This window comes from Rhodobacteraceae bacterium S2214 (genome assembly GCA_025141675.1).
Taxonomy (GTDB): Bacteria; Pseudomonadota; Alphaproteobacteria; order Rhodobacterales; family Rhodobacteraceae; genus Yoonia.
Genome location: CP081161.1, coordinates 563,500 through 583,153 on the forward strand (window position 1 = coordinate 563,500; position 19,654 = coordinate 583,153).

At 56.6% G+C, this 19,654-nt stretch carries 22 protein-coding genes; 17 read left to right on the plus strand and 5 right to left on the minus strand.

Annotation, left to right across the window (positions count from 1 at the left end; all coding sequences use genetic code 11):
• The first annotated feature begins 124 nt into the window (after positions 1 to 124).
• Genes K3729_02635 through K3729_02645 form a run of 3 tightly spaced genes read left to right on the plus strand, consistent with a single transcriptional unit; the run spans position 125 to position 1,781 of the window.
• Positions 125 to 847, plus strand: coding sequence for a VacJ family lipoprotein (locus tag K3729_02635; protein UWQ99712.1), 723 nt, complete (start codon positions 125 to 127; stop codon positions 845 to 847).
• Positions 847 to 1,434: an ABC transporter substrate-binding protein gene (locus K3729_02640; GenBank protein UWQ99713.1), complete on the plus strand. Its 588-nt coding sequence runs from the start codon at positions 847 to 849 to the stop codon at positions 1,432 to 1,434. The genes K3729_02635 and K3729_02640 overlap by 1 nt, the downstream gene beginning before the upstream one ends.
• Positions 1,434 to 1,781, plus strand: coding sequence for a hypothetical protein (locus tag K3729_02645; protein UWQ99714.1), 348 nt, complete (start codon positions 1,434 to 1,436; stop codon positions 1,779 to 1,781). The genes K3729_02640 and K3729_02645 overlap by 1 nt, the downstream gene beginning before the upstream one ends.
• Before the next feature lie 9 nt (positions 1,782 to 1,790).
• On the opposite strand, the gene K3729_02650 is transcribed toward K3729_02645, so the two are convergent.
• Positions 1,791 to 3,971: a penicillin-binding protein gene (locus tag K3729_02650; GenBank protein ID UWQ99715.1), complete on the minus strand. Its 2,181-nt coding sequence runs from the start codon at positions 3,969 to 3,971 to the stop codon at positions 1,791 to 1,793.
• Between the two features lie 263 nt (positions 3,972 to 4,234).
• Here K3729_02650 and K3729_02655 point away from each other — a divergent pair, with 263 nt between their 5' ends.
• From K3729_02655 to K3729_02675, 5 genes are all read left to right on the plus strand, one after another.
• Complete coding sequence (locus K3729_02655; GenBank protein ID UWQ99716.1) at positions 4,235 to 4,573, plus strand: P-II family nitrogen regulator; 339 nt, start codon at positions 4,235 to 4,237, stop codon at positions 4,571 to 4,573.
• A 13-nt stretch (positions 4,574 to 4,586) separates the two neighbouring features.
• Positions 4,587 to 5,900 (plus strand): ammonium transporter, encoded by a 1,314-nt coding sequence (locus K3729_02660; protein UWQ99717.1) that lies wholly within the window; start codon positions 4,587 to 4,589, stop codon positions 5,898 to 5,900.
• A gap of 253 nt (positions 5,901 to 6,153) precedes the next feature.
• On the plus strand, positions 6,154 to 7,155 hold the full coding sequence (locus K3729_02665) for a DUF1611 domain-containing protein (GenBank protein UWQ99718.1): 1,002 nt from the start codon (positions 6,154 to 6,156) through the stop codon (positions 7,153 to 7,155).
• 94 nt (positions 7,156 to 7,249) lie between these two features.
• A complete protein-coding gene (locus K3729_02670) occupies positions 7,250 to 8,215 on the plus strand; it encodes a dipeptide epimerase (GenBank protein UWQ99719.1) in 966 nt (321 codons plus the stop codon).
• A 4-nt stretch (positions 8,216 to 8,219) separates the two neighbouring features.
• The gene (locus K3729_02675; protein ID UWQ99720.1) at positions 8,220 to 9,080 is read left to right on the plus strand and encodes a D-amino-acid transaminase; all 861 of its coding nucleotides are present in this window, start codon (positions 8,220 to 8,222) and stop codon (positions 9,078 to 9,080) included.
• A gap of 65 nt (positions 9,081 to 9,145) precedes the next feature.
• Here K3729_02675 and K3729_02680 read toward each other — a convergent pair whose 3' ends face one another.
• From K3729_02680 to K3729_02690, 3 genes are all read right to left on the minus strand, one after another.
• Positions 9,146 to 10,573 carry a hypothetical protein gene (locus K3729_02680; GenBank protein ID UWQ99721.1) on the minus strand — a complete coding sequence of 476 codons (1,428 nt, stop codon included), beginning with the start codon at positions 10,571 to 10,573 and terminating at the stop codon, positions 9,146 to 9,148.
• Between the two features lie 168 nt (positions 10,574 to 10,741).
• Positions 10,742 to 11,041 (minus strand): DUF1244 domain-containing protein, encoded by a 300-nt coding sequence (locus tag K3729_02685; protein UWQ99722.1) that lies wholly within the window; start codon positions 11,039 to 11,041, stop codon positions 10,742 to 10,744.
• 12 nt (positions 11,042 to 11,053) lie between these two features.
• Positions 11,054 to 11,791, minus strand: a complete 738-nt coding sequence (locus K3729_02690; protein UWQ99723.1) for an N-formylglutamate amidohydrolase — start codon at positions 11,789 to 11,791, stop codon at positions 11,054 to 11,056.
• Between the two features lie 124 nt (positions 11,792 to 11,915).
• Here K3729_02690 and pyk point away from each other — a divergent pair, with 124 nt between their 5' ends.
• The 4 genes from pyk (at position 11,916) to rplT (ending at position 14,345) form a co-directional block, all read left to right on the plus strand.
• Positions 11,916 to 13,364 carry a pyruvate kinase gene (gene pyk / locus K3729_02695; protein UWQ99724.1) on the plus strand — a complete coding sequence of 483 codons (1,449 nt, stop codon included), beginning with the start codon at positions 11,916 to 11,918 and terminating at the stop codon, positions 13,362 to 13,364.
• Between the two features lie 35 nt (positions 13,365 to 13,399).
• Positions 13,400 to 13,624, plus strand: a complete 225-nt coding sequence (locus K3729_02700) for a hypothetical protein (GenBank protein UWQ99725.1) — start codon at positions 13,400 to 13,402, stop codon at positions 13,622 to 13,624.
• A gap of 140 nt (positions 13,625 to 13,764) precedes the next feature.
• Positions 13,765 to 13,965 carry a 50S ribosomal protein L35 gene (rpmI, locus tag K3729_02705; GenBank protein UWQ99726.1) on the plus strand — a complete coding sequence of 67 codons (201 nt, stop codon included), beginning with the start codon at positions 13,765 to 13,767 and terminating at the stop codon, positions 13,963 to 13,965.
• Between the two features lie 17 nt (positions 13,966 to 13,982).
• Entirely contained in the window at positions 13,983 to 14,345 is a 363-nt protein-coding gene (rplT, locus tag K3729_02710; GenBank protein ID UWQ99727.1) for a 50S ribosomal protein L20, read from the plus strand.
• A 56-nt stretch (positions 14,346 to 14,401) separates the two neighbouring features.
• On the opposite strand, the gene K3729_02715 is transcribed toward rplT, so the two are convergent.
• Positions 14,402 to 15,043, minus strand: coding sequence for a hypothetical protein (locus K3729_02715; protein UWQ99728.1), 642 nt, complete (start codon positions 15,041 to 15,043; stop codon positions 14,402 to 14,404).
• 260 nt (positions 15,044 to 15,303) lie between these two features.
• Between K3729_02715 and speB the strand changes: the two genes are divergently transcribed.
• The 5 genes from speB (at position 15,304) to K3729_02740 (ending at position 19,630) form a co-directional block, all read left to right on the plus strand.
• Positions 15,304 to 16,257 (plus strand): agmatinase, encoded by a 954-nt coding sequence (gene speB, locus K3729_02720; protein ID UWQ99729.1) that lies wholly within the window; start codon positions 15,304 to 15,306, stop codon positions 16,255 to 16,257.
• A 177-nt stretch (positions 16,258 to 16,434) separates the two neighbouring features.
• On the plus strand, positions 16,435 to 17,508 hold the full coding sequence (gene pheS, locus K3729_02725; GenBank protein UWQ99730.1) for a phenylalanine--tRNA ligase subunit alpha: 1,074 nt from the start codon (positions 16,435 to 16,437) through the stop codon (positions 17,506 to 17,508).
• 447 nt (positions 17,509 to 17,955) lie between these two features.
• On the plus strand, positions 17,956 to 18,246 hold the full coding sequence (locus K3729_02730) for a YrhK family protein (protein ID UWQ99731.1): 291 nt from the start codon (positions 17,956 to 17,958) through the stop codon (positions 18,244 to 18,246).
• Positions 18,239 to 18,664, plus strand: coding sequence for an ASCH domain-containing protein (locus tag K3729_02735; GenBank protein UWQ99732.1), 426 nt, complete (start codon positions 18,239 to 18,241; stop codon positions 18,662 to 18,664). Before K3729_02730 ends, K3729_02735 begins: the two co-directional genes overlap by 8 nt.
• 150 nt (positions 18,665 to 18,814) lie before the next feature.
• A complete protein-coding gene (locus K3729_02740) occupies positions 18,815 to 19,630 on the plus strand; it encodes a polyhydroxybutyrate depolymerase (GenBank protein ID UWQ99733.1) in 816 nt (271 codons plus the stop codon).
• Positions 19,631 to 19,654 lie beyond the last annotated feature (24 nt).

Here is a 19,654-nt window from a genome sequence, read left to right on the forward strand (position 1 = left end):
ACTACTTGGGGTATCAATTACCCGATAAAGACAACAACGCCACTGCAAACTAAGGTTGTTGCAATTTTTACGGACAAGCGTCACATCACAATCACCTCTTTTAAAGATCGAAACTGTTGAATTCATGAAGTCACCTTTTGCCATTTGCTTGACCCTATCCTTGCTTGGCGCATGTAGCGTCGCCCCCGAAGGGGTTTCGGTCCATGATCCATACGAGGCCCGCAATCGGTCTGTCCACGAATTCAACAAAAACCTCACAGGTGGCTTGGGCAGTGGTGAAAGCAGCGGCCCGCGCATTCCCGCGCCAATCTCTGAACGTGTGATTGATTTCGCGGATAACGTCGCTTTGCCGGGTGTGATCCTGAATAACACATTGCAGGGCGATCTGGGTGCTGCTGGGTCCAATTCCCTGCGGTTCCTGATTAATTCAGTTTTCGGTCTTTTTGGCGTATTTGATCCGTCCGATATCATCGGGCTTGAAGAAATTGATGCCGATTTTGGTCAAACGCTATCTGTTTGGGGCGCACCAGAAGGCGCGTACCTCGAATTACCGCTCATTGGCCCGTCAACCGAACGCGACACTGCGGGTATGATTGTGGATGTCCTCATTGATCCGCTGGGTACTTTTTTGAACGAAGACCAATTGCTTGTCGCTTCAGTAGGATCATTGGCCGGACGCGTCGCCAAAATCGACCAAGTGGGCGATACCATTGGTGATGTTCTGAACGAAAGCGCGGACAGTTACACACAGGCACAGCTGATCTACCTACAGAACCGCCGTTTTGAAATCGGGGCCGAAGCGGCTGAAGTCGCCGACCCCTACGCCGACCTATACGGAGACCCGTAATGATCCTGAACCGTCGTCAAATGATCGCGGCCACCAGTGCCGCAGTGCTCATCCCGCAATCTGCGGCAGCCTTGTCCGTGCAGCAGTCGCAGGCGATCGTCACGGCCCTTGTGACCGAAGTGAACGCGGTCATCGCATCCGGCAAATCCGAAGCCGCCATGATCCGCGATTTCGAGGTGCTGTTTGATCGCTATTCCGATGTGCCGACAATTGCGCGGTACTGCCTTGGCGCAGACGCCCGCAGCGCAAGCGCGGCCCAAATGCAGGCCTATACCGTTGCCTTCCGCAGCTACATCGCCAGCAAATACGGCCGCCGTTTCCGTGAATTCGTGGGCGGTGAAATCGTCGTTGAAGGCGCGGCACCCGTCAAAAGCTGGATCGAAGTTGAGACAACCGTGAAATTGCGGGGGCGTTCCCCGCTCCGCATGGATTTCCACGTCTCTGATCGGTCCGGTTCGCACAAGTTCTTCAACTTCATCATCGAAGGCGTGAACATGCTATTGACCGAACGGGCTGAAATCGGGGCGCTGCTTGATCGGCAAGGCCGTAACCTTGATGCGCTGACAGCCGAAATCGGGGCAGCCTGATGCGTAGGCTCGCCGCGATATTGGCTCTGATGCCGACGCTTGCTGCGGCGGGGCCTTACGATGGCACCTACAAACAGGTTGCCAACGCGGATTGCGCGAACGTCGGCGTTGATGGTGGTGCGCTGAAGATCGAAGAAGGCATTTTCTTTGGCGTAGACGTGCAATGCCGCATGACGCGTCCGGTGGACGTGCTGCAAATGGATGCGACGCTCTACACGATGCAATGCTCCAACGACGACGAAGTCTGGACAGAACGCGCGATGCTGATGGACGCAGCGGACGACGACGGGATCATCATGATTTGGAACGGTTACGCGTTTGCCTATTCGGCCTGCGAACCTGAATAGACCTGACTGCTAGTTTGCGTTGTTTAGGATGTTATTCAACACATCCAGAATGGCACCGTCATTTGGCGATTCCGGCGCTGCGGGTGCGGGCGCTTGTGGTGCGGCGACGCCCGGCTGGAAATTCGGATCGCTGCGACGCAACTGATTGCCCGGGCCTTGCATCGGCAGCGGCACAGGCTGCTGACCGTCAAGCACACGCGTCATCGTCTCGCGCCAGATATCAGCAGGCAGACCTCCACCAGTCACACCGGACAGCGGGCTGTTGTCGTCATAGCCCATCCAAACGCCTGTCACGTAATCGCCTGTAAAGCCGATAAACCAAGCATCCCGCGCGGATTGAGTCGTGCCGGTCTTGCCTGCAATCTGCCAGCCATCAATCTTCGCACGCGCGCCAGTGCCGCGATCGACCACTTGGCTCATCATCCACGTCAGTTCGCGGGCGGACCGTTCACGGATCACACGTTCTTTGATCCCGCCAGCAAGGGCTGGAAAAATCTCGTTCGTGGCGGCGACTTCAAGTTCGACAAATCCGTAAGGATCAACAGCGGACCCACCGTTCAGGATACCCGCATAAGCACCTGTCATTTCGATCAATGTGCTTTCGGATACGCCAAGCGCCAGCGCTGGACCATCGGCTAGATCGCTTTCGATCCCGAAGCCTTCTGCGACAAGCCGCACAATATCGCGGCCCACGTTTTCTGACAGGATCACCGCTGGAATGTTCCGGCTTTCGACAAGGGATTCCGTCAGCGTCACCGGACCTTTGAACTGGCGGTCATAGTTTTGCGGACACCAATCGCCAGATCCGGGTGTGGACCAGCACATGTCAGTATCGTTGACGTAATCGTTGGGCGAGAAATCCATTTCCAAAGCAGCCGCAAAGATAAACGGCTTAAACGCCGATCCGGGCTGTCTACGGGCCTGAATGGCGCGGTTGAAATCACCGGGGTTCGGGGCAGATCGCCCGCCGACCATCGCCCGTACAGCGCCATCTGCGGACATCACAACAATCGCAGCTTCAGCTTCTGATCCTGCTTTCACCTTGTTTTCAAAGACCCAAGTCAGGGCGTCTTCGGCGCTGGCCTGAATGTCTTGATCGAACGTCGTGTGAATGTTCACGTCTTCTGTCGTGTTGCGCGTGAAGAATTCGGGGCCGGACGCCATCACCCAATCGGCGAAATATCCGCCGGTGTCTTGTTTCGCAGCAGACGACAACGTCGCTGGGTTCGCGCGGGCATCAGCGGCCAGTTCGGGCGACAGACGTTCTTGCACCTCCATCAAGCCAATGACGACGTTCGCGCGTTGTTGGGCAGCTTCCAGATTGCGGGTCGGCGCGCGCGAAGATGGGGCGGGAAGCAAACTCGACAGCATCGCAGCTTCCGCAGGGCGCAGGTCACTGGCTGATTTCCCAAAGTAGCGTTCAGATGCAGCCGCAAATCCACGCGATCCCGCACCCAAATAGGCGCGGTTCAGGTAGATCGTCAGAATTTCGTCCTTTGTGTACGCGACCTCCATGCCCATCGCGTAAACGGCTTCTTTGACCTTCCGCCACAAAGTGGTGCGGCGGCAATCGGCCTCATATGCGGCTTCTGAATCCCATTGGTTCGGATCAAACGGGGTGCCAAGGCACAGCAGCTTCGCCACCTGTTGCGTGATCGTAGACCCGCCGTTGCCGGACAACGGGCCACGGCCAGCGCGTAGGTTGATCCGGACCGCAGAGGCGACACCGCGCGGCGAAATGCCAAGGTGACGGTAGAACCGTTTGTCCTCGGATGCGACGACGGCGTTGACCAAATGGGGGCTAACCGTGTCGGTCGTGATCATCCCGCCGAACTGGTCGCCACGCCAAGCAAATGTATCGCCAAAGCGGTCCTGCAATGTCACCGAACCACGGGCGCGGCCATCAATGACGCTATTTGCAGGGGGCATTTGTGACGCGAAGTAGAACACGCCAAGACCAACCATAATGCAGACAATTGCAGTGCCGCCCCAGATCAAGCGCCAGACGGCGCGGAAAATGCCGCCAATGAACGCGGTTAACAGCCCGATAGGGCCGCGACGTTTGGCTGGCGCACGTTTTACGGCCTTGCGCGCACGCGCAGGTTTCTTGGGTGCGGGCTTTTTCGGTGCGTCCGCAGCATACCGTTTTTCAGCAACCAATGGGCTGCGTTTCTTACCATTTCCGCTCATGTCTCGCCTGCACCGTTCCGGTATCTTTCGGCCATCATACGCGCTGCAAGTACGAATGTAGAGAACCCAGATGGCCCAGCGGCGCTTTTATGTTTCGTCTAATTTTTAGGCGAAACGATTAATTTGTGCAAAAAATGTGCAAATTGCGTTGAGCACGCCCAAAAAGGGCCTCCAGAATCGTTGTTCCCCTCGGCGAGATACCGCCACTTAGGCCCACAGCCGCACGGTCGCGGCATTTGGGCAGAACGACAAGGGGACCCCTCGTGAAACTGATCATAGCAACAATCAAACCATTCAAGCTGGAAGAGGTCCGCGAAGCGCTGACCGGCATCGGTGTGCGTGGGATGATGGTATCTGAAATTAAAGGCTTCGGCGCACAATCCGGGCACACAGAAATCTACCGTGGCGCAGAATACGCCGTGAATTTCGTGCCGAAAGTGAAGCTTGAGATCGTCGTGCAGGACAGCATGGCAGAACAAGTGGTTTCCACAATCGCCACCACAGCCAAGACCGACAAAATCGGCGACGGCAAAATCTTTACGCTTGATGTGGAAGGCGCGATGCGCGTCCGCACTGGCGAACTAAACGACGACGCTATCTAAGGGACCGGGACAGATGAAACTCACCAATACACTTTTTGCGGGGGCAGCACTGGCAGCATTGCCAAGCTTCGCCTTTGCCCAAGAGGCAGCCGCACCGGGGTTCGATGAAATCGGCCCTTACATCATGACAACCTTCTTGTTCTTGGTTGCAGGCTTCCTCGTGTTTTTCATGGCCGCAGGCTTTGCAATGCTCGAAGCTGGCCTTGTGCGCGGCAAAAACGTTGCCATGCAGCTGACCAAAAACATCGCGTTGTTCTCTATTGCGTCCATCATGTACTGGCTGGTTGGCTTCAACCTGATGTACCCGGGCGAATTCAACGGCTACCTCGGCCCAATCTTCGGCACAACAACATGGCTCGAGCCAGTTGGTCTTGATGCAGCTGACGCAGCACTTGATTACGCATCAGTTGCATCCGACTTCTTCTTCCAGCTGATGTTTGTTGCGGCAACTGCGTCCATCGTTTCTGGTGCACTTGCTGAGCGTATCAAACTGTGGCCGTTCCTGATCTTCGTCGCAATCCTGACAGGCCTGATGTACCCAATCTCGGGTTCTTGGCAGTGGGGCGGCGGTTGGTTGTCCGAAATGGGCTTCTCTGACTTCGCCGGTTCTACAATCGTACACTCTGTCGGTGGCTGGGCTGCTTTGGCTGGTGCGATCATCCTTGGGCCACGTCTGGGCAAATACAAAGATGGCCGTACTGTTCCAATGCCGGGTTCAAACCTTGCACTTGCAACACTGGGTACATTCATCCTGTGGCTCGGTTGGTTCGGCTTTAACGGTGGTTCACAGCTTGCTGCGGGTACTGTTGGCGACATCACTGACATCGGCCGTATCTTTGCGAACACAAACATGGCAGCAGCATCCGGGGCAGTAGCCGCGCTGATCCTGACGCAAATCATGTACAAAAAGGTCGACCTGACAATGGTTCTGAACGGCGCGCTTGCTGGTCTGGTTTCCATCACAGCTGAACCGCTTGCTCCAACACTGCTCGGCGCATTGCTGACAGGTGCTGTAGGTGGTGTGATCGTGGTCTTCGCGGTTCCGCTTCTCGACAAGCTGAAAATCGACGACGTTGTTGGTGCGATCCCTGTTCACCTGCTTGCAGGTATCTGGGGTACACTCGCAGTGGCCTTCTACACAGGCAACTGGGGCGCACAGATCACTGGTATCGTAGCTTACGGTGTCTTCACATTCGTCATCGCTGGTGTGATCTGGTTCATCCTGAAAGCAACAGTAGGTATCCGCGTCAGCGAAGAAGCCGAGATCAACGGTCTCGACATGGCTGAGCTCGGCATGGAAGCTTACCCAGAGTTCAACAAAGGCTAAACCCCTCCTCCTTCCTTCCTAGGGGACTAGCAAACTTAAGCCCGGCCGCATCATGTGGCCGGGTTTTTTCGTTCCAGCAGGAGGAATTTCAACAGTCCTAGCTGTAGTGTGGGATAATCTTGCTTGAATTACGATAAATGCGGGTAATTCTTCCGATCACAGTTCGATTGGTGCCAATAAACGGAAAACCTTGCGCAATTTCTGGGCCATTCTCCCATCAACCACGAATCCTTCTATCTGCGGAGTGCCACCGATGATCCAGACACCATACCTTCTGTTCTTGGGCGACGCGCCTGACCAACTTGCCGCCAAAGTTGCCATCGGCATCAAAGACTGGCGTCCAGAGAATGCTGTCGGTCAATTCCGCATGGCGGGTTGCGGGGCTGATCTTGGGATCACTGAGATGACGCTGGAAGAAGGCCTTGCCGCTGGTGCCAAGACATTGGTCATCGGCGTGGCCAACCGGGGCGGCGTGATTTCCGACGCTTGGAAAGAGGTGCTCGTTCAGGCGTTGAACATGGGCTACGACATCGCGTCCGGTTTGCATAACCTGCTGCGCGACGAAAACGAACTGATGGCAGCGGCCCGTGTAAATGGCCGGACATTGTTCGACGTGCGTATCCCGTCTGTAGCGTACCCAATCGCGAATGGTGTGAAGCGGACAGGCAAGCGGTGCTTGGCCGTCGGGACCGATTGTTCCGTGGGCAAGATGTATACTGGCCTGTGCATGGACGCTGAAATGCAGAAACGCGGGATGAAGACCACGTTCCGCCCTACAGGCCAGACAGGTATCCTGATCACCGGTGGCGGTGTACCTTTGGACGCGGTTATCGCCGATTTCATGGCGGGTGCGGTCGAATATTTGACACCTGACAACGACGCGGATCACTGGGACCACATCGAAGGGCAGGGCAGCCTATTCCACGTGTCTTATTCTGGCGTGACAATGGCCCTGATCCACGGCGGCCAGCCTGACGCGATTGTTCTGGCGCACGAACCAACGCGGACGCATATGCGCGGTTTGCCGACCTATGACCTGCCATCGCTCGAGGCGTTGCGCGACATGGTCCTGCCGATTGCGCGTGTGGCGAACCCCGATTGCCAGATCGTCGGTATCTCCGTGAACACGCAGCATCTGTCGGATGAAGAGGCGAAAGTCTGTGTCGCGGAAATCGAAGACCGCATGGGTCTGCCAACCACCGATCCGTTCCGCTATGGTGCGGCAAAGCTGGTGGACGCTCTCGAAGCGATCTAAACATCTGCAAACGGGGGCGAATTTTCGTGAAAATTCGTCGGGGGCCAGCCCCCGTACCCCCGGGATATAGAGAAACCCAAAGAAGGTGGGCCGCATGGACATTCAAGTAACGCGTGACGTGTTTCAACTGGCGCAGGTGTTTACCATCAGCCGTGGGTCGCGGACGCAGGCCGAGGTATTGACGGTGCGGGTTGCGGACGGCGATCACGTCGGTATGGGTGAATGTGTGCCCTATGCACGCTATGGCGAGAGCCTTGATAGCGTCACGGCCGAGATTATGGGGCTGCCTGCGGATCTGACACGCCAAGCGCTGCAAGATCTGTTGCCGGCCGGCGCTGCCCGCAATGCCGTTGATTGCGCGTTGTGGGATTTGGAGGCGAAGCAGGCGGGCAAGCGCGTTTGGGATATGCTGGGTGTTCCTGCGCCAAAGCCAGAAATCACTGCGTATACCTTGTCGCTTGATTCCCCCGAAAAGATGCAAGAGCAGGCGGCGTTGAACGCCCATCGTCCGCTTTTGAAGATCAAGCTTGGCACGCCGGACGATATGGCCCGGTTGGAAGCTGTACGGCGCGGTGCCCCTGCGTCTCGGATCATTGTCGATGCCAACGAAGGCTGGACTGCTGAGGTTTACGCCGAACTCGCCCCGCATTTGCTGCGCCTTGGGGTGCAGATGGTGGAACAGCCGTTGCCTGCGGGTGACGACGACATGCTGTCCGAAATCGCACGCCCGCTGCCTGTTTGCGCCGATGAGGCCTGCCATGATCGCACGTCTTTGCCCAAACTGAAGGGCAAATACGACATGGTGAACATCAAACTGGATAAAACCGGCGGGCTGACAGAGGCGCTTTTGCTCAAGCAAGATGCTATTGCTGCGGGCTACGATGTCATGGTCGGCTGCATGGTCGGATCATCGCTTGCCATGGCCCCAGCGGTACTTTTAGCCCAAGGTGTGGCGTTCACGGACCTTGACGGCCCGCTTCTGTTGGCCGAAGACCGCGATGAACCTTTGATATTTGACGAGGCGGGCGTGCACGCACCTACCGCCGGACTATGGGGATAACGCGATGCGCACAGTATATTTGAACGGCAACTACGTACCTGAAAACGAAGCGCAGGTGTCGATCTTTGATCGCGGCTTCCTGATGGCGGACGGCGTTTACGAAGTGACGTCAGTCTTGGACGGCAAGTTGATCGACTTTGACGGTCACGCGAAACGTCTGGAGCGGTCCTTGAACGAACTTGGCATGCAAAAGCCTGATTGCTTTGACGATCTGCTGGCGATCCACCGCGAGCTGGTGAAGGTGAACGAAATCAACGAAGGCATGATCTATCTGCAAATCACGCGGGGCGCGCCCGATGACCGTGATTTTGTCTACCCTGATCCCGAAACGGTAAAGCCGACCGTCGTTCTGTTCACGCAGAACAAGCCGGGTCTGGCCGATAGCCCCGCTGCCAAGAAGGGGATGAAAGTGATCTCTATTGAGGATCAGCGCTGGGCCCGTCGCGACATCAAGACCGTTCAGCTGCTGTACCCGTCGATGGCGAAGATGGCTGCGAAAGCAGCTGGCGCTGATGATGCATGGATGGTCGAAGATGGCATGGTGACCGAAGGGTCATCCAACAACGCCTATATCGTCAAAGGCAACACGATCATCACGCGTCACCTTGGCAACGAAATCCTGCACGGGATCACCCGCGCTGCCGTTCTGCGCTTCGCCCGCGAAGCCCAGATGCAAGTCGAAGAACGCAGCTTTACCATCGCAGAAGCCCAAGAGGCTGACGAGGCGTTTATCACCTCTGCGTCCACTTTCGTGATGCCGGTGGTCGAGATTGACGAAAAGCCAATCGGCGACGGCACGCCGGGGTCCATCGCGCCGCGTCTGCGCGAAATCTACCTCGAAGAAAGCCGTAAGATGGCGATCTAAGCCAGATCACCACGCACAAAAAAGGGGCGTCCTTTGCGAAAAGGACGCCCCTTTTGTTTGATTTATTAGGATGTGGCTTCGGGGATCAATGCCACGACATTGATGTTCGTCGCTGTTGTCAGGCTGATCCGTGCGAGGATCGCAACCTCTTGCCCGTCAACCGTCACAAGCGTGTCCGCGCCGTTGTTCACAGGGCCAAGCGTGATCGTGCCAGTCCCATCACCCATCGCGATATTCAGGATATCCTCGGCCGGATCGAAATCCTTGATGGTCACGGGATCATCGGTCACGTCTTCGACGCTGACGACGGCCAGATCGTTACCTGCACCCAATTTCACAAGATCACCGTCGTCGGCCAAAACAGCGTCATCGCCAGAGCCGAGCGTCACCTCGTCTGCGCCATCGCTGGCCAAATCGCGGACATCGACGATATCGTTCTCGGACCCGCCGCGCACGGTGTCGTTGCCATCGCGATCAACGACAATATCGTTGCCCGCACCTGCCTTGATTAGATCATCACCGGCACCACCACGGATCAGGTCGTCACCGCTATTGCCTGCAATCACGTCATCGCCGGACCCGCCATACAGCACATCCGTCTCGCGCCCGCCGTCGATTGTGTCGTCGCCCGCGCCGCCATAAGCGATGTCCTGACCCAGACCCGTATCAATCGTTTCATCGCCATCGGTACCCGCAATAAGATCAGAGTCTTCGTCGGCGGTTTGCACGATTTCCCGACCGAATAGGCTGATGTTCACGGTTTCGGGGTCGGTTACGCCTTCAAGGATAATCGCGGTTTGGTCGCCTACGTTGATCAACGTATTTTCACCCGCTTCATCAGGCGTGATCGTCAGTTCGCTGCCGTCAAAGATCGCAGGAATTTCCAATTCGATCCGTTCGCGGGCCTCATAATCGGTGATGGTTGTGGGTTCGCCTTCGTTATCCCACCGCACGGCAAAGGCGTCGTTGCCACCCCCACCTGAAATCTCGTCGCCTTCATCACCAATCAGGATGTCATTGCCGAAGCCGCCGAATAGCGTGTCGGCTTCATCTTCACCGGTGCCCGCATCAAGCGCCATGATCAGGTCTGCGCCAAGATCGCCATAGATCGTGTCCGCACCGGCGTCGTCCATGATCGCATCGTCGCCATCACCACCACGTGTCAGATCATCGCCTTCGTTATTTCCGGCAGAGAAATCATTCCCCTCCCCCAAAAACACGCGGTCATCGCCCGCGCCGCCCGTGACTGTATCATCGCCGTCGAATGCACGGATCAGGTCGTCGCCTTCGGTGCCTTCTTCGGTGTCATCGCCTGCGGTCAGATCCAGAAAGTTTGTGACTGGGGCCGTGGCCGCCGTTGGTGTGTCCGGCTGATCCGCGTCATCACTAGAGCCGCTATCGCCTGCGACGTCACCGGCAGATGAACTGCCGCTGTCGCTAAACAAAAGGCCCGATAAGCCAAGCAAAATCAGTACTGGTAAAACAAATTCCATATTCGACCCCCATCGAAATGACTTTTACGCTGCACCCGTTGATCGGCGTGCAGCGCTATAATGACCCCAATAGGACCCGTTCAGGCTGTATGGTCAAGCAGTTAGGTTGAGGGTGTTTCTTATTGTGGATCAATGCGATGCCATGGCTCGCATTGTTTCCGCATCGGATTACTTCTCTGGATGGCTTTCCGCGAATGCGGCTTTGGCCGCATCGGACGCGTCTGTCTGGTGTTTGTCGCGCCAATCGGCAAACGGCATTCCGTAGAACGCTTCACGCCCTGCGTCTTTGTCCATCTCAATACCGCGTTCATTGGCGGCTTCTTGGTACCAGCGGCTCAGGCAATTCCGGCAAAACCCTGCAAGGTTCATCATATCGATGTTTTGGGCGTCAGGCCGATCTTCCATTAAATGCTTCTGCAGGCGGCGGAAAGCGGCGGCTTCGATCTCGATGCGGGTTTGGTCGTCCATGGTCTTATCCTTTCACAGGCCGGTATCGGCCAGAACTTTGTCTAATATCGGGGCGAGCCTGCCAGCCCACAAGGCCTGTCCGGCAGCATCCGCGATCAAATCATTGCGCAATTCGATCAGGACATTCGGGCGATTGTGGGCCGTTGCATGACGATCAATCGCATCGTCGGGGAAATAGCCAACATAGGGGGCGTTGTCGCCGACACACCAACCCATCGCTTCACAGGCGGCAATCAGCGGACGCGCCAGACGGTCATCATCCGCATAAAGCACACCGATCTCCCACGGGCGCGGCGGGCGTCCTCGCATTTGTGGCGTAAACGAATGAACAGAACAAATCACCGTGTCGTCGCGCCGAGCAGCCAGATCAGCAAGTGCGGCGTGATAGGGGCGATGCAACCGGTCAAGCCGACGTTCCTTTTCAACTGCATCTGCGTAATGGTTGGCGGGAATGATTGTGCCATCGGAAAGACGCATCAGCAGGGTCGGGTCACGTTCACCACGGTTCGGATCAATCACCAACCGCGAGAAGTTGGATAGAATCGCAGTTGCCCCTAGGGCAGTTGCAAGCCCGTGGGTCACCCCAGCGGCGCCAATATCATAGGCAATGTGGCGTTCCATGTCCGCCGCAGGCAGGCCAAGATCGCCCCCATTCACCCATTCCGGCACGTGATTTGACGCGTGATCGCTCGTAATTAACCAGCGAGACGGGTTTTTGGGCTCAAGAGTGGTGAAATATTCAACAGTCATACGTGTTTCATCAAAATAGAGTTGAGTGCAGTTGTGACGTCCGGGGTTATAAGCAATAAGGGCGCCAAAAGGTGTTATCGCTAACGAAGGCACCTCACGCAGTTGAAGTATAAGGATCACCCGTATGAGACGTCACCGCAATGTCAAAATCGTCGCAACACTAGGACCAGCATCTAACGACTACGACATGATCCGTAAGTTGGTTGAAGCCGGTGCCGACGTGTTCCGTCTGAATATGTCCCACGGTGATCATTCCGAAATCAAAGTGCGTCACGAAATCATTCGCCAAGTTGAAAAAGACCTCAACAGCCCGATCGGTATTCTGGCCGACCTTCAGGGGCCAAAACTGCGTGTTGGTGTGTTTGCAAACGACGATGGCGAAGAACTGGTGCCGGGCGCAGATTTCCGTCTCGACCTTGATGACGCGCCGGGTGATCTGACCCGCGTACAGCTGCCGCACACTGAAATTTTCGACGCACTTGAACCGGGCGCGCACCTGCTGGTGAACGACGGTAAGATCAAGCTGCGTGTCAAAGACTGCGGCGCGACTTTCGCGAACTGCGAAGTCATCGTTGGCGGCGTGATTTCCAACCGTAAAGGCGTGAACGTGCCTGACGTGACACTGCCATTGGCCGCGCTGTCTCCAAAAGATCTGAAAGACCTCGAATTCGTGTGCGAATTGGGCGTGGACTGGCTGGCGCTGTCCTTCGTGCAGCGTGCCGCTGACGTCGAACAAGCCCGCAAACTGTGCAACGGGCGTGCGGCGATCTTGTCCAAGATTGAAAAGCCAAACGCGGTGAAGGCGTTCGAAGAAATCCTCGCGGTGTCCGACGGTATCATGGTTGCGCGTGGCGATCTGGGTGTTGAACTGCCTGTGCAGAACGTCCCACCAATCCAGAAAAGCTTGATCCGTAAATGCCGTGCGGCTGCCAAGCCAGTGATCGTGGCGACACAGATGCTCGAATCCATGATCGACAGCCCGATGCCGACACGTGCCGAAGTCTCTGACGTCGCAACCGCGATCTACGAAGGCACGGACGCGATCATGTTGTCTGCAGAATCTGCGGCTGGGTCTTATCCGGTTGAAGCCGTGACAACGATGTCCAATGTAGCCGCCGAAGTCGAAGCTGACCCAACCTACACCGACATCATCGAAGCATCCCGCAATTCCACTGGTAAAACAGTGGCCGACGGGATCGTTTCTGCGGCGCGTGAAATTGCGGAAACCACAGACGTCAAAGCAATCTGCTGTTTCTCCCAATCTGGGACAACAGCATCCTTGGTTGCACGCGAACGCCCGCGGGTGCCGATCGTTGCGATGACCAGCTCACCTGAAATCGCGCGGCGTTTGTGCCTGACATGGGGCACCAACTGCGTGGTCACGGGCGACGTTCACCGGTTTAAGGATGCGGTGATCGCGGCTGTGCGTGCGGCAAAGGCTGAAGACTTGGTCGACGAATCCGACATGATCGTTGTAACAGCTGGTGTGCCCTTCAACACACCGGGTACGACGAACATCTTGCGGGTTGCCCCATGTGCAGAAAAGTTGATTTTCACAGCAGATGCTGATTAAGGTTTCCTAACGCGAAACAATCGCAGGAAACGGGCATGGATTCAGACGTCTTATGTGTTGTGGGCTTCATCATTGCGGTGCTGTCCATTCCGGCAATCGTGTCTGCGTTTTCCGACAATCGGTCGCCTCGGGTGCCTGCAATTGTTGTGCTGATCGGGGCCTTGATGATCGGTTATGCGATCAACGAACGGCCCGGCGCCTATAACTTTGATACTTTGCCGGACGTCTTCGTTCGGGTGATCGGCAAAGTCCTGAACTAAATGGCCTCAGGTGGGCATGTTTTGCCCACTTATCGCTTGCTTTCCAAAGGACACAGACCTAAAGAAGCGCTTCCACCCGCGCGACCGGCCAATCTGGCATGCCGAGTCGTGCGTTCAACCGAACTCAAGAGGAGACGGAAATGCCTAAGATGAAGACAAAATCGAGCTGCAAAAAGCGGTTCAAGACGACGGCGTCAGGCCGTGTCGTCGCAGCCCAAGCGGGCAAGCAGCACGGCATGATCAAGCGCACAAACAAATTCCTTCGTAACGCTCGTGGCACAACCACTTTGAGCAAAGCAGACGAAGGTATCGTTAAATCAATGATGCCTTACGCACGTTAATTAGAGGGATTTAGGATATGCGCGTTAAAGGTGGTACAGTCACTCATCGTCGTCACAAAAAGGTTCTCGACGCTGCCAAAGGTTATTACGACCGTCGTTCCAAGACTTTCAAAGTCGCGAAACAGGCCGTCGACAAAGCGAACCAATACGCTACTCGCGACCGTCACAACCGCAAGCGGAACTTCCGCGCGTTGTGGATCCAGCGGATCAACGCTGGTGTACGTTCGGTAGACGAAACATTGAACTACTCCAAGTTCATCAACGGCCTCGTTCTGGCTGGCATCGAAGTCGACCGTAAGGTTCTGGCTGACCTGGCCGTAAACGAACCAGACGCATTTGCGACAATCGTCGGCAAAGCAAAAGACGCACTGGCTGCCTAAGTCAAACGTCGATCAGAATACGAAAGGGCCGTCCACCATTGGGCGGCCCTTTTGCGTTAGTGACCAGCGGCGAAAACGCCAGTTTGCTGCCCCGTTGTTGTAATGCTAGCGTTGTTCTGCGCGCGAGTCGTAACAAATGATCGGGTGACGGTCCCTACAAGTTCGGCGCCTTCCGCCGTCGAACCGCCTAGCACACCAGAGTAATCAGTTGTCTCGATAGTCTCTCTACCGTCTTCTTCATTAACGGTGGTCTGCTCATCAATTGTACCAAAGGTCCCGTCTGCGAGAATGGTGCTTTCAGGAAAGCTAATTCGAGCGTCTTCATCTAGCACGAATGGCAAACCAAGCTCGAACAAATCCGTTGTCGCCTCTGTCACCTCACCACTGATCGTCATCGCGTCCAGGTCCACGTCAAACACGGCAGTACCTGTGATATAGCTTCTGAACGTGTCATTTTCGGAATTCTCAAAAACCCCGACGTAGCTGCCTTCTAATGTTGCGCGCCCCGTTGGCAGAGCACCCAACTGAGCGGTGCGACCAAAGAACGTTTCTGCCACGACGCCTTCATTGCGGGTCAATAAGATTGCAGCAAATGTCTCATCGCCTTCGCTCAGCGCGAGGATTTGACCTTCGCCGTCCTCCAATTCCGCAGCGCCTAGGAACGACCCGGCGTCAAATCTTTCGTTAAGTGGGAGCACAAGGTCATTATTTTTTGTTTGAAACGCAATGGTTTGACTATCTACCGTGAAAGACGGGACGTCTGTTGTTGAACCACAAGCGGCCAAAGTAAGACATCCCAGTGGGGTAAGTGAACGAATTAGAGAATGCACGTCGGGTCCAATCAAAGCTTTATGTAGGCCAACTGTGATCACCTATGCATCGAACTTCAAACAAAAATTGACGTTTCTGGCCTGAACGGCTTTCTTTGGGGCGACTCGGAACGCAAGGATTTCACACCATGGCACAAAACGACTACGACGCCGGTCGTTTGAACCTTCCCTTCGTTGGCATCTCGACCTTCGGCAAGCGGCCTTACGTTTCAAATTGGTCTGCCATCGACGCCGACGTCGCCATTCTTGGCGCCCCTTTCGATTTCGGCACCCAATTCCGCCCGGGCGCCCGGTTTGGTCCGCGTGCCGTGCGCGAGGCGTCGACCCTGTTCAGCTTCGGTCACGGCGGGGCGTATGACCACGAAGACGACGCCACCTATCTCGGGTCCGACGTCCGTATCGTCGATATCGGGGACGCAGATATCGTCCACACAGACACCGACAAAAGCCACACGAATATCAAACAGGGGGTCGCGGCGATCCTCAAAGCGGGGGCGTTGCCCGTCACCATTGGCGGTGATCATTCAATCAACATTCCCTGCATTGATGCCTTCGCGGATCAAGGCGACATCCACATCCTGCAAATTGACGCGCATCTCGATTTTGTCGACGTGCGGCATGGCGTACGCAACGGGCATGGCAACCCAATGCGCCGCGCGGCGGAAAAGTCATATGTCACCGGCCTGACCCAAGTCGGCATCCGCAATGTGTCGTCCACTGCTAAAGAAGGCTACGACGACGCGCGCAAAATGGGGTCCGACATCATCTCGGTCCGGCAAATGCGCAAACTCGGGGCTGATGAGGTGATCAACCGTATCCCCAAGGACGCCCGCGTCTACGTCACCATCGACATCGACGGGTTTTGCCCGTCCATCGCCCCCGGCACAGGCACGCCCAGCCATGGCGGGTTCCTCTATTATGAAGTGCTCGAAATGCTACAGGCCCTCGCCAATCGAAACGATGTCGCCGGTATTGATCTGGTCGAAGTCGCCCCCGCCTACGATCAAACCGACAGCACCGCGATCCTCGCAGCACAGGTCCTGTTGAATTTCCTCGGCTTCATCTTCCACGCACGGGGCTAGTGACCGACGGTTATCTCAGGGGCGTCGACCGATGCCCCACCGATCAATCCAGCGTCGTTTGCCGTCTCTTCGAACACGGCATCGCGCGTATTTTCACCCGAGATTGACACGCCCCCCACGCTTGCAACCCATCCCCCCATTCACTAACACCACATCAACCCATTCAAGAGGCGCGCCATGGACGATCTCAAATCCAAATACCTGACCCTGATTGCCGATGCTGGCGATGAAAACACCCTCGAAGACCTCCGCGTGCAGGCGCTTGGCAAAAAGGGCGAGATTTCCTTGCAGATGCGCGAGCTGGGCAAAATGACGCCAGAGGAACGCCAGACAGCGGGCCCCGCGTTGAATGCGCTCAAGAATGAAATCAACTCTGCGCTCGCCGCCAAGAAATCCGGCCTGCAAGACGCAGCGCTTGATGAACGCCTGCGCTCCGAATGGCTCGACGTCACGCTGCCCTCGCGCCAGCGCCCTGCAGGCACCATCCACCCGATTTCACAGGTCACGGATGAGGTCACCGCGATCTTCGCCGACATGGGCTTTTCGGTGGCCGAAGGCCCGCAGATTGAATCCGATTGGTACAACTTCGACGCGCTGAACATTCCGGGTCACCACCCTGCGCGCGCCGAGATGGACACGTTCTACACGCACCGCGCCGAAGGCGATAACCGCCCGCCGCACGTCCTGCGCACGCACACATCACCCGTGCAAATCCGGTCGCTCGAAGCCAACGGCGCACCCATCCGCATCATCTGCCCGGGCCGCGTTTACCGCGCCGACTACGACCAAACCCACACGCCGATGTTTAACCAAGTCGAAGGCCTCGCCATCGACAAAGACATCTCCATGGCGAACCTGAAATGGGTGCTCGAAGAATTCGTGAAAGCGTTCTTCGAAGTCGACGACGTCGAACTCCGCTTCCGCGCCTCCCACTTCCCGTTCACCGAACCATCCGCAGAGGTCGACATCCGCTGCTCATGGGAAGGCGGAACACTGAAAGTCGGCGAAGGCGACGACTGGCTCGAAATCCTCGGCTCCGGCATGGTGCACCCGAAAGTGCTGACAGCAGCAGGCGTCGATCCAAACGAATACCAAGGCTTCGCGTTCGGCGTCGGCATCGACCGCATCGCGATGCTTAAATACGGAGTCCCCGACCTCCGCGCCTTCTTCGACAGCGACCTGCGCTGGCTGCGACACTACGGTTTCCGGTCATTGGACGTGCCGACATTGGATGGTGGCCTGTCGCGGTGACGCTGAGAGAAATATGGTCATCTTTAGCATTTGCTGTGGATGACTATGTGTTTCATTTTAGCAGCGTCGGACTATTAGATTGGCCACTGTATTATCTAATCCCAACAGGGATTGTCGCGTGTTTCTTCGCGCTTTTGGCAATGGCTATATGCGAATCTTTGCTACGGTCAGTATACAGATATGTCATGGATGGCTTCGCGGGAAAAATGCTGTCATTTTTTCAGCGGAGATTTGGCGCTGTTGTTGGGTGGATTATCTTTTTGTTCGTCGCTGCCGTCAGCTTTGTGGTGTTGCTTAAGGTGTTTTCGGTGTACCTAGCTTGGCTTGAAACCATATGAAGTTTTTTATGCTCTGAAGCGGAAGACCAATTGACATAACATCAGGGCCATTGCCCCAAGCTAACCTCCCCGAGGCCCGCGCACTCTCCTCTGACGGAAAGCCCCACAAATGCTCTTCGACAACACCCACCACAAACACCCCGATCAACGCCGCCGCTACGCGCTCTACGAACTCGCCTACACCTTCGTCGATTTCTCGGCGGCCATCCTGTTTATCATCGGCTCCGTCATGTTCTTTTCCGACGAATGGACCTACACAGGCACATGGCTGTTCGTCATCGGCTCGATCTGTTTCGCGCTGAAACCGACCATCCGGATCGCGCGCGAAATCCACATGATCGCAAAAGGGCGGGCCGACGCCGTCGCAGACAACCTGAACAGGGACGAAAACAATGGCTGACACCGAAGACCTGAACGACACATATCCGGGTGCGGGCACGTTCCAGTTCGGCGATAACAAAGAAATGTGCCAGCGTCTGATCGACCTCGTCCGCAAAGGCAAAAAGACCGCCACCTGCGGGGCGGCCCGCGATTTCGAAGACGAACCCGAAGCCATGCCCGTCGTCGGCCGCTGCGACATCGCGGCAAACTGGGACACCACGCCCGCGCTGGTGATCCGCACAACAGCCGTGCACAAAATCCGCTTCTGCGACGTCCCCGAAGAACTGGCGCTCAAAGAAGGCGAAAACGAAGCGCTTGTCGGCTGGCGCAAAGACCACAAAGCCTTCTTCAAACGCAACGGCGGCTACGACCCCGAAATGATGCTGATCTTCGAAGAATTCGAACTCGTCGAAGACCTAGACGGACGCGCACTCTAACCCCATCGTCTCACACCACGGCAATCATCGCGCGAGACCTCGGCTTCTTTGGGTCCTTCCAAATCCCCGCCGGAGGCTCCCGCACGTCCAACACGCGCCACGCACAAAATCGTCATGTGACATCAGCCACGACACAGCTACAAAAGTCACATGATACGCATCCTGATTTTCCTCGCCTTGTTCTCCACCCAAGCGAACGCCCAAACCAACCCCGATTCAATCCTGCCCGACAACCCGTGCCACGGCCAAACGGCCTGCGAACTCGACGGGCGGGAATACCACGTCAAAGAACCGGACGGATGGGACGGCGTGTCACCGCTGCCCGTCTTGCTCCATTTCCACGGTTGGGCGCGGACAGGGGCGGGACCAGTCTATAACGGGCGCATATCTGGCGCGACCCGTCGCCGCGGCGTCCTGCTCATTGCCCCCACAGGCATCAACAAAACATGGAACTTCCGTCAATCCGGCAGCGCGGACGTTGATTTCGCGAATGCAGCCCTCGAAGACGCCGCAAAACGCTATCCCATCAACACCTCGCAAATCTACGTCTCGGGCTATTCCTACGGTGGCCTGATGGCATGGCGCTACGCCTGCGAAAGCGGTGATCGGGCGCTGGCGGTGATGAGCATCAGCGCGACGCTCGCGTCTTCTGGCCACTGCGACCAGCAGCCAACCGAATTCCGCGAAGTCTACGGGCTGCGCGACACCGTACTCGATTTCCCCTACGGCCCAGACGGGGACACCACATTCCCTGTCATTTTCTGGCGCGACCAATACGGCTGCGGGGACGCGACCGACGAAATGGACTACGCGATCACCCAGCGGCGCACCTTCACGCGCACAACATGGGATTGCGGCCCGAACAAAGTCACGCTCGACGTCCACCCAGGCGGCCACCTGATCCCGCGCGGCTGGATCGGGCGCCAGCTTGACGAACTGCTGGACCGGACGCCCACCTATCCGTGACCCGCACTTCCCCCCAGCACAGCT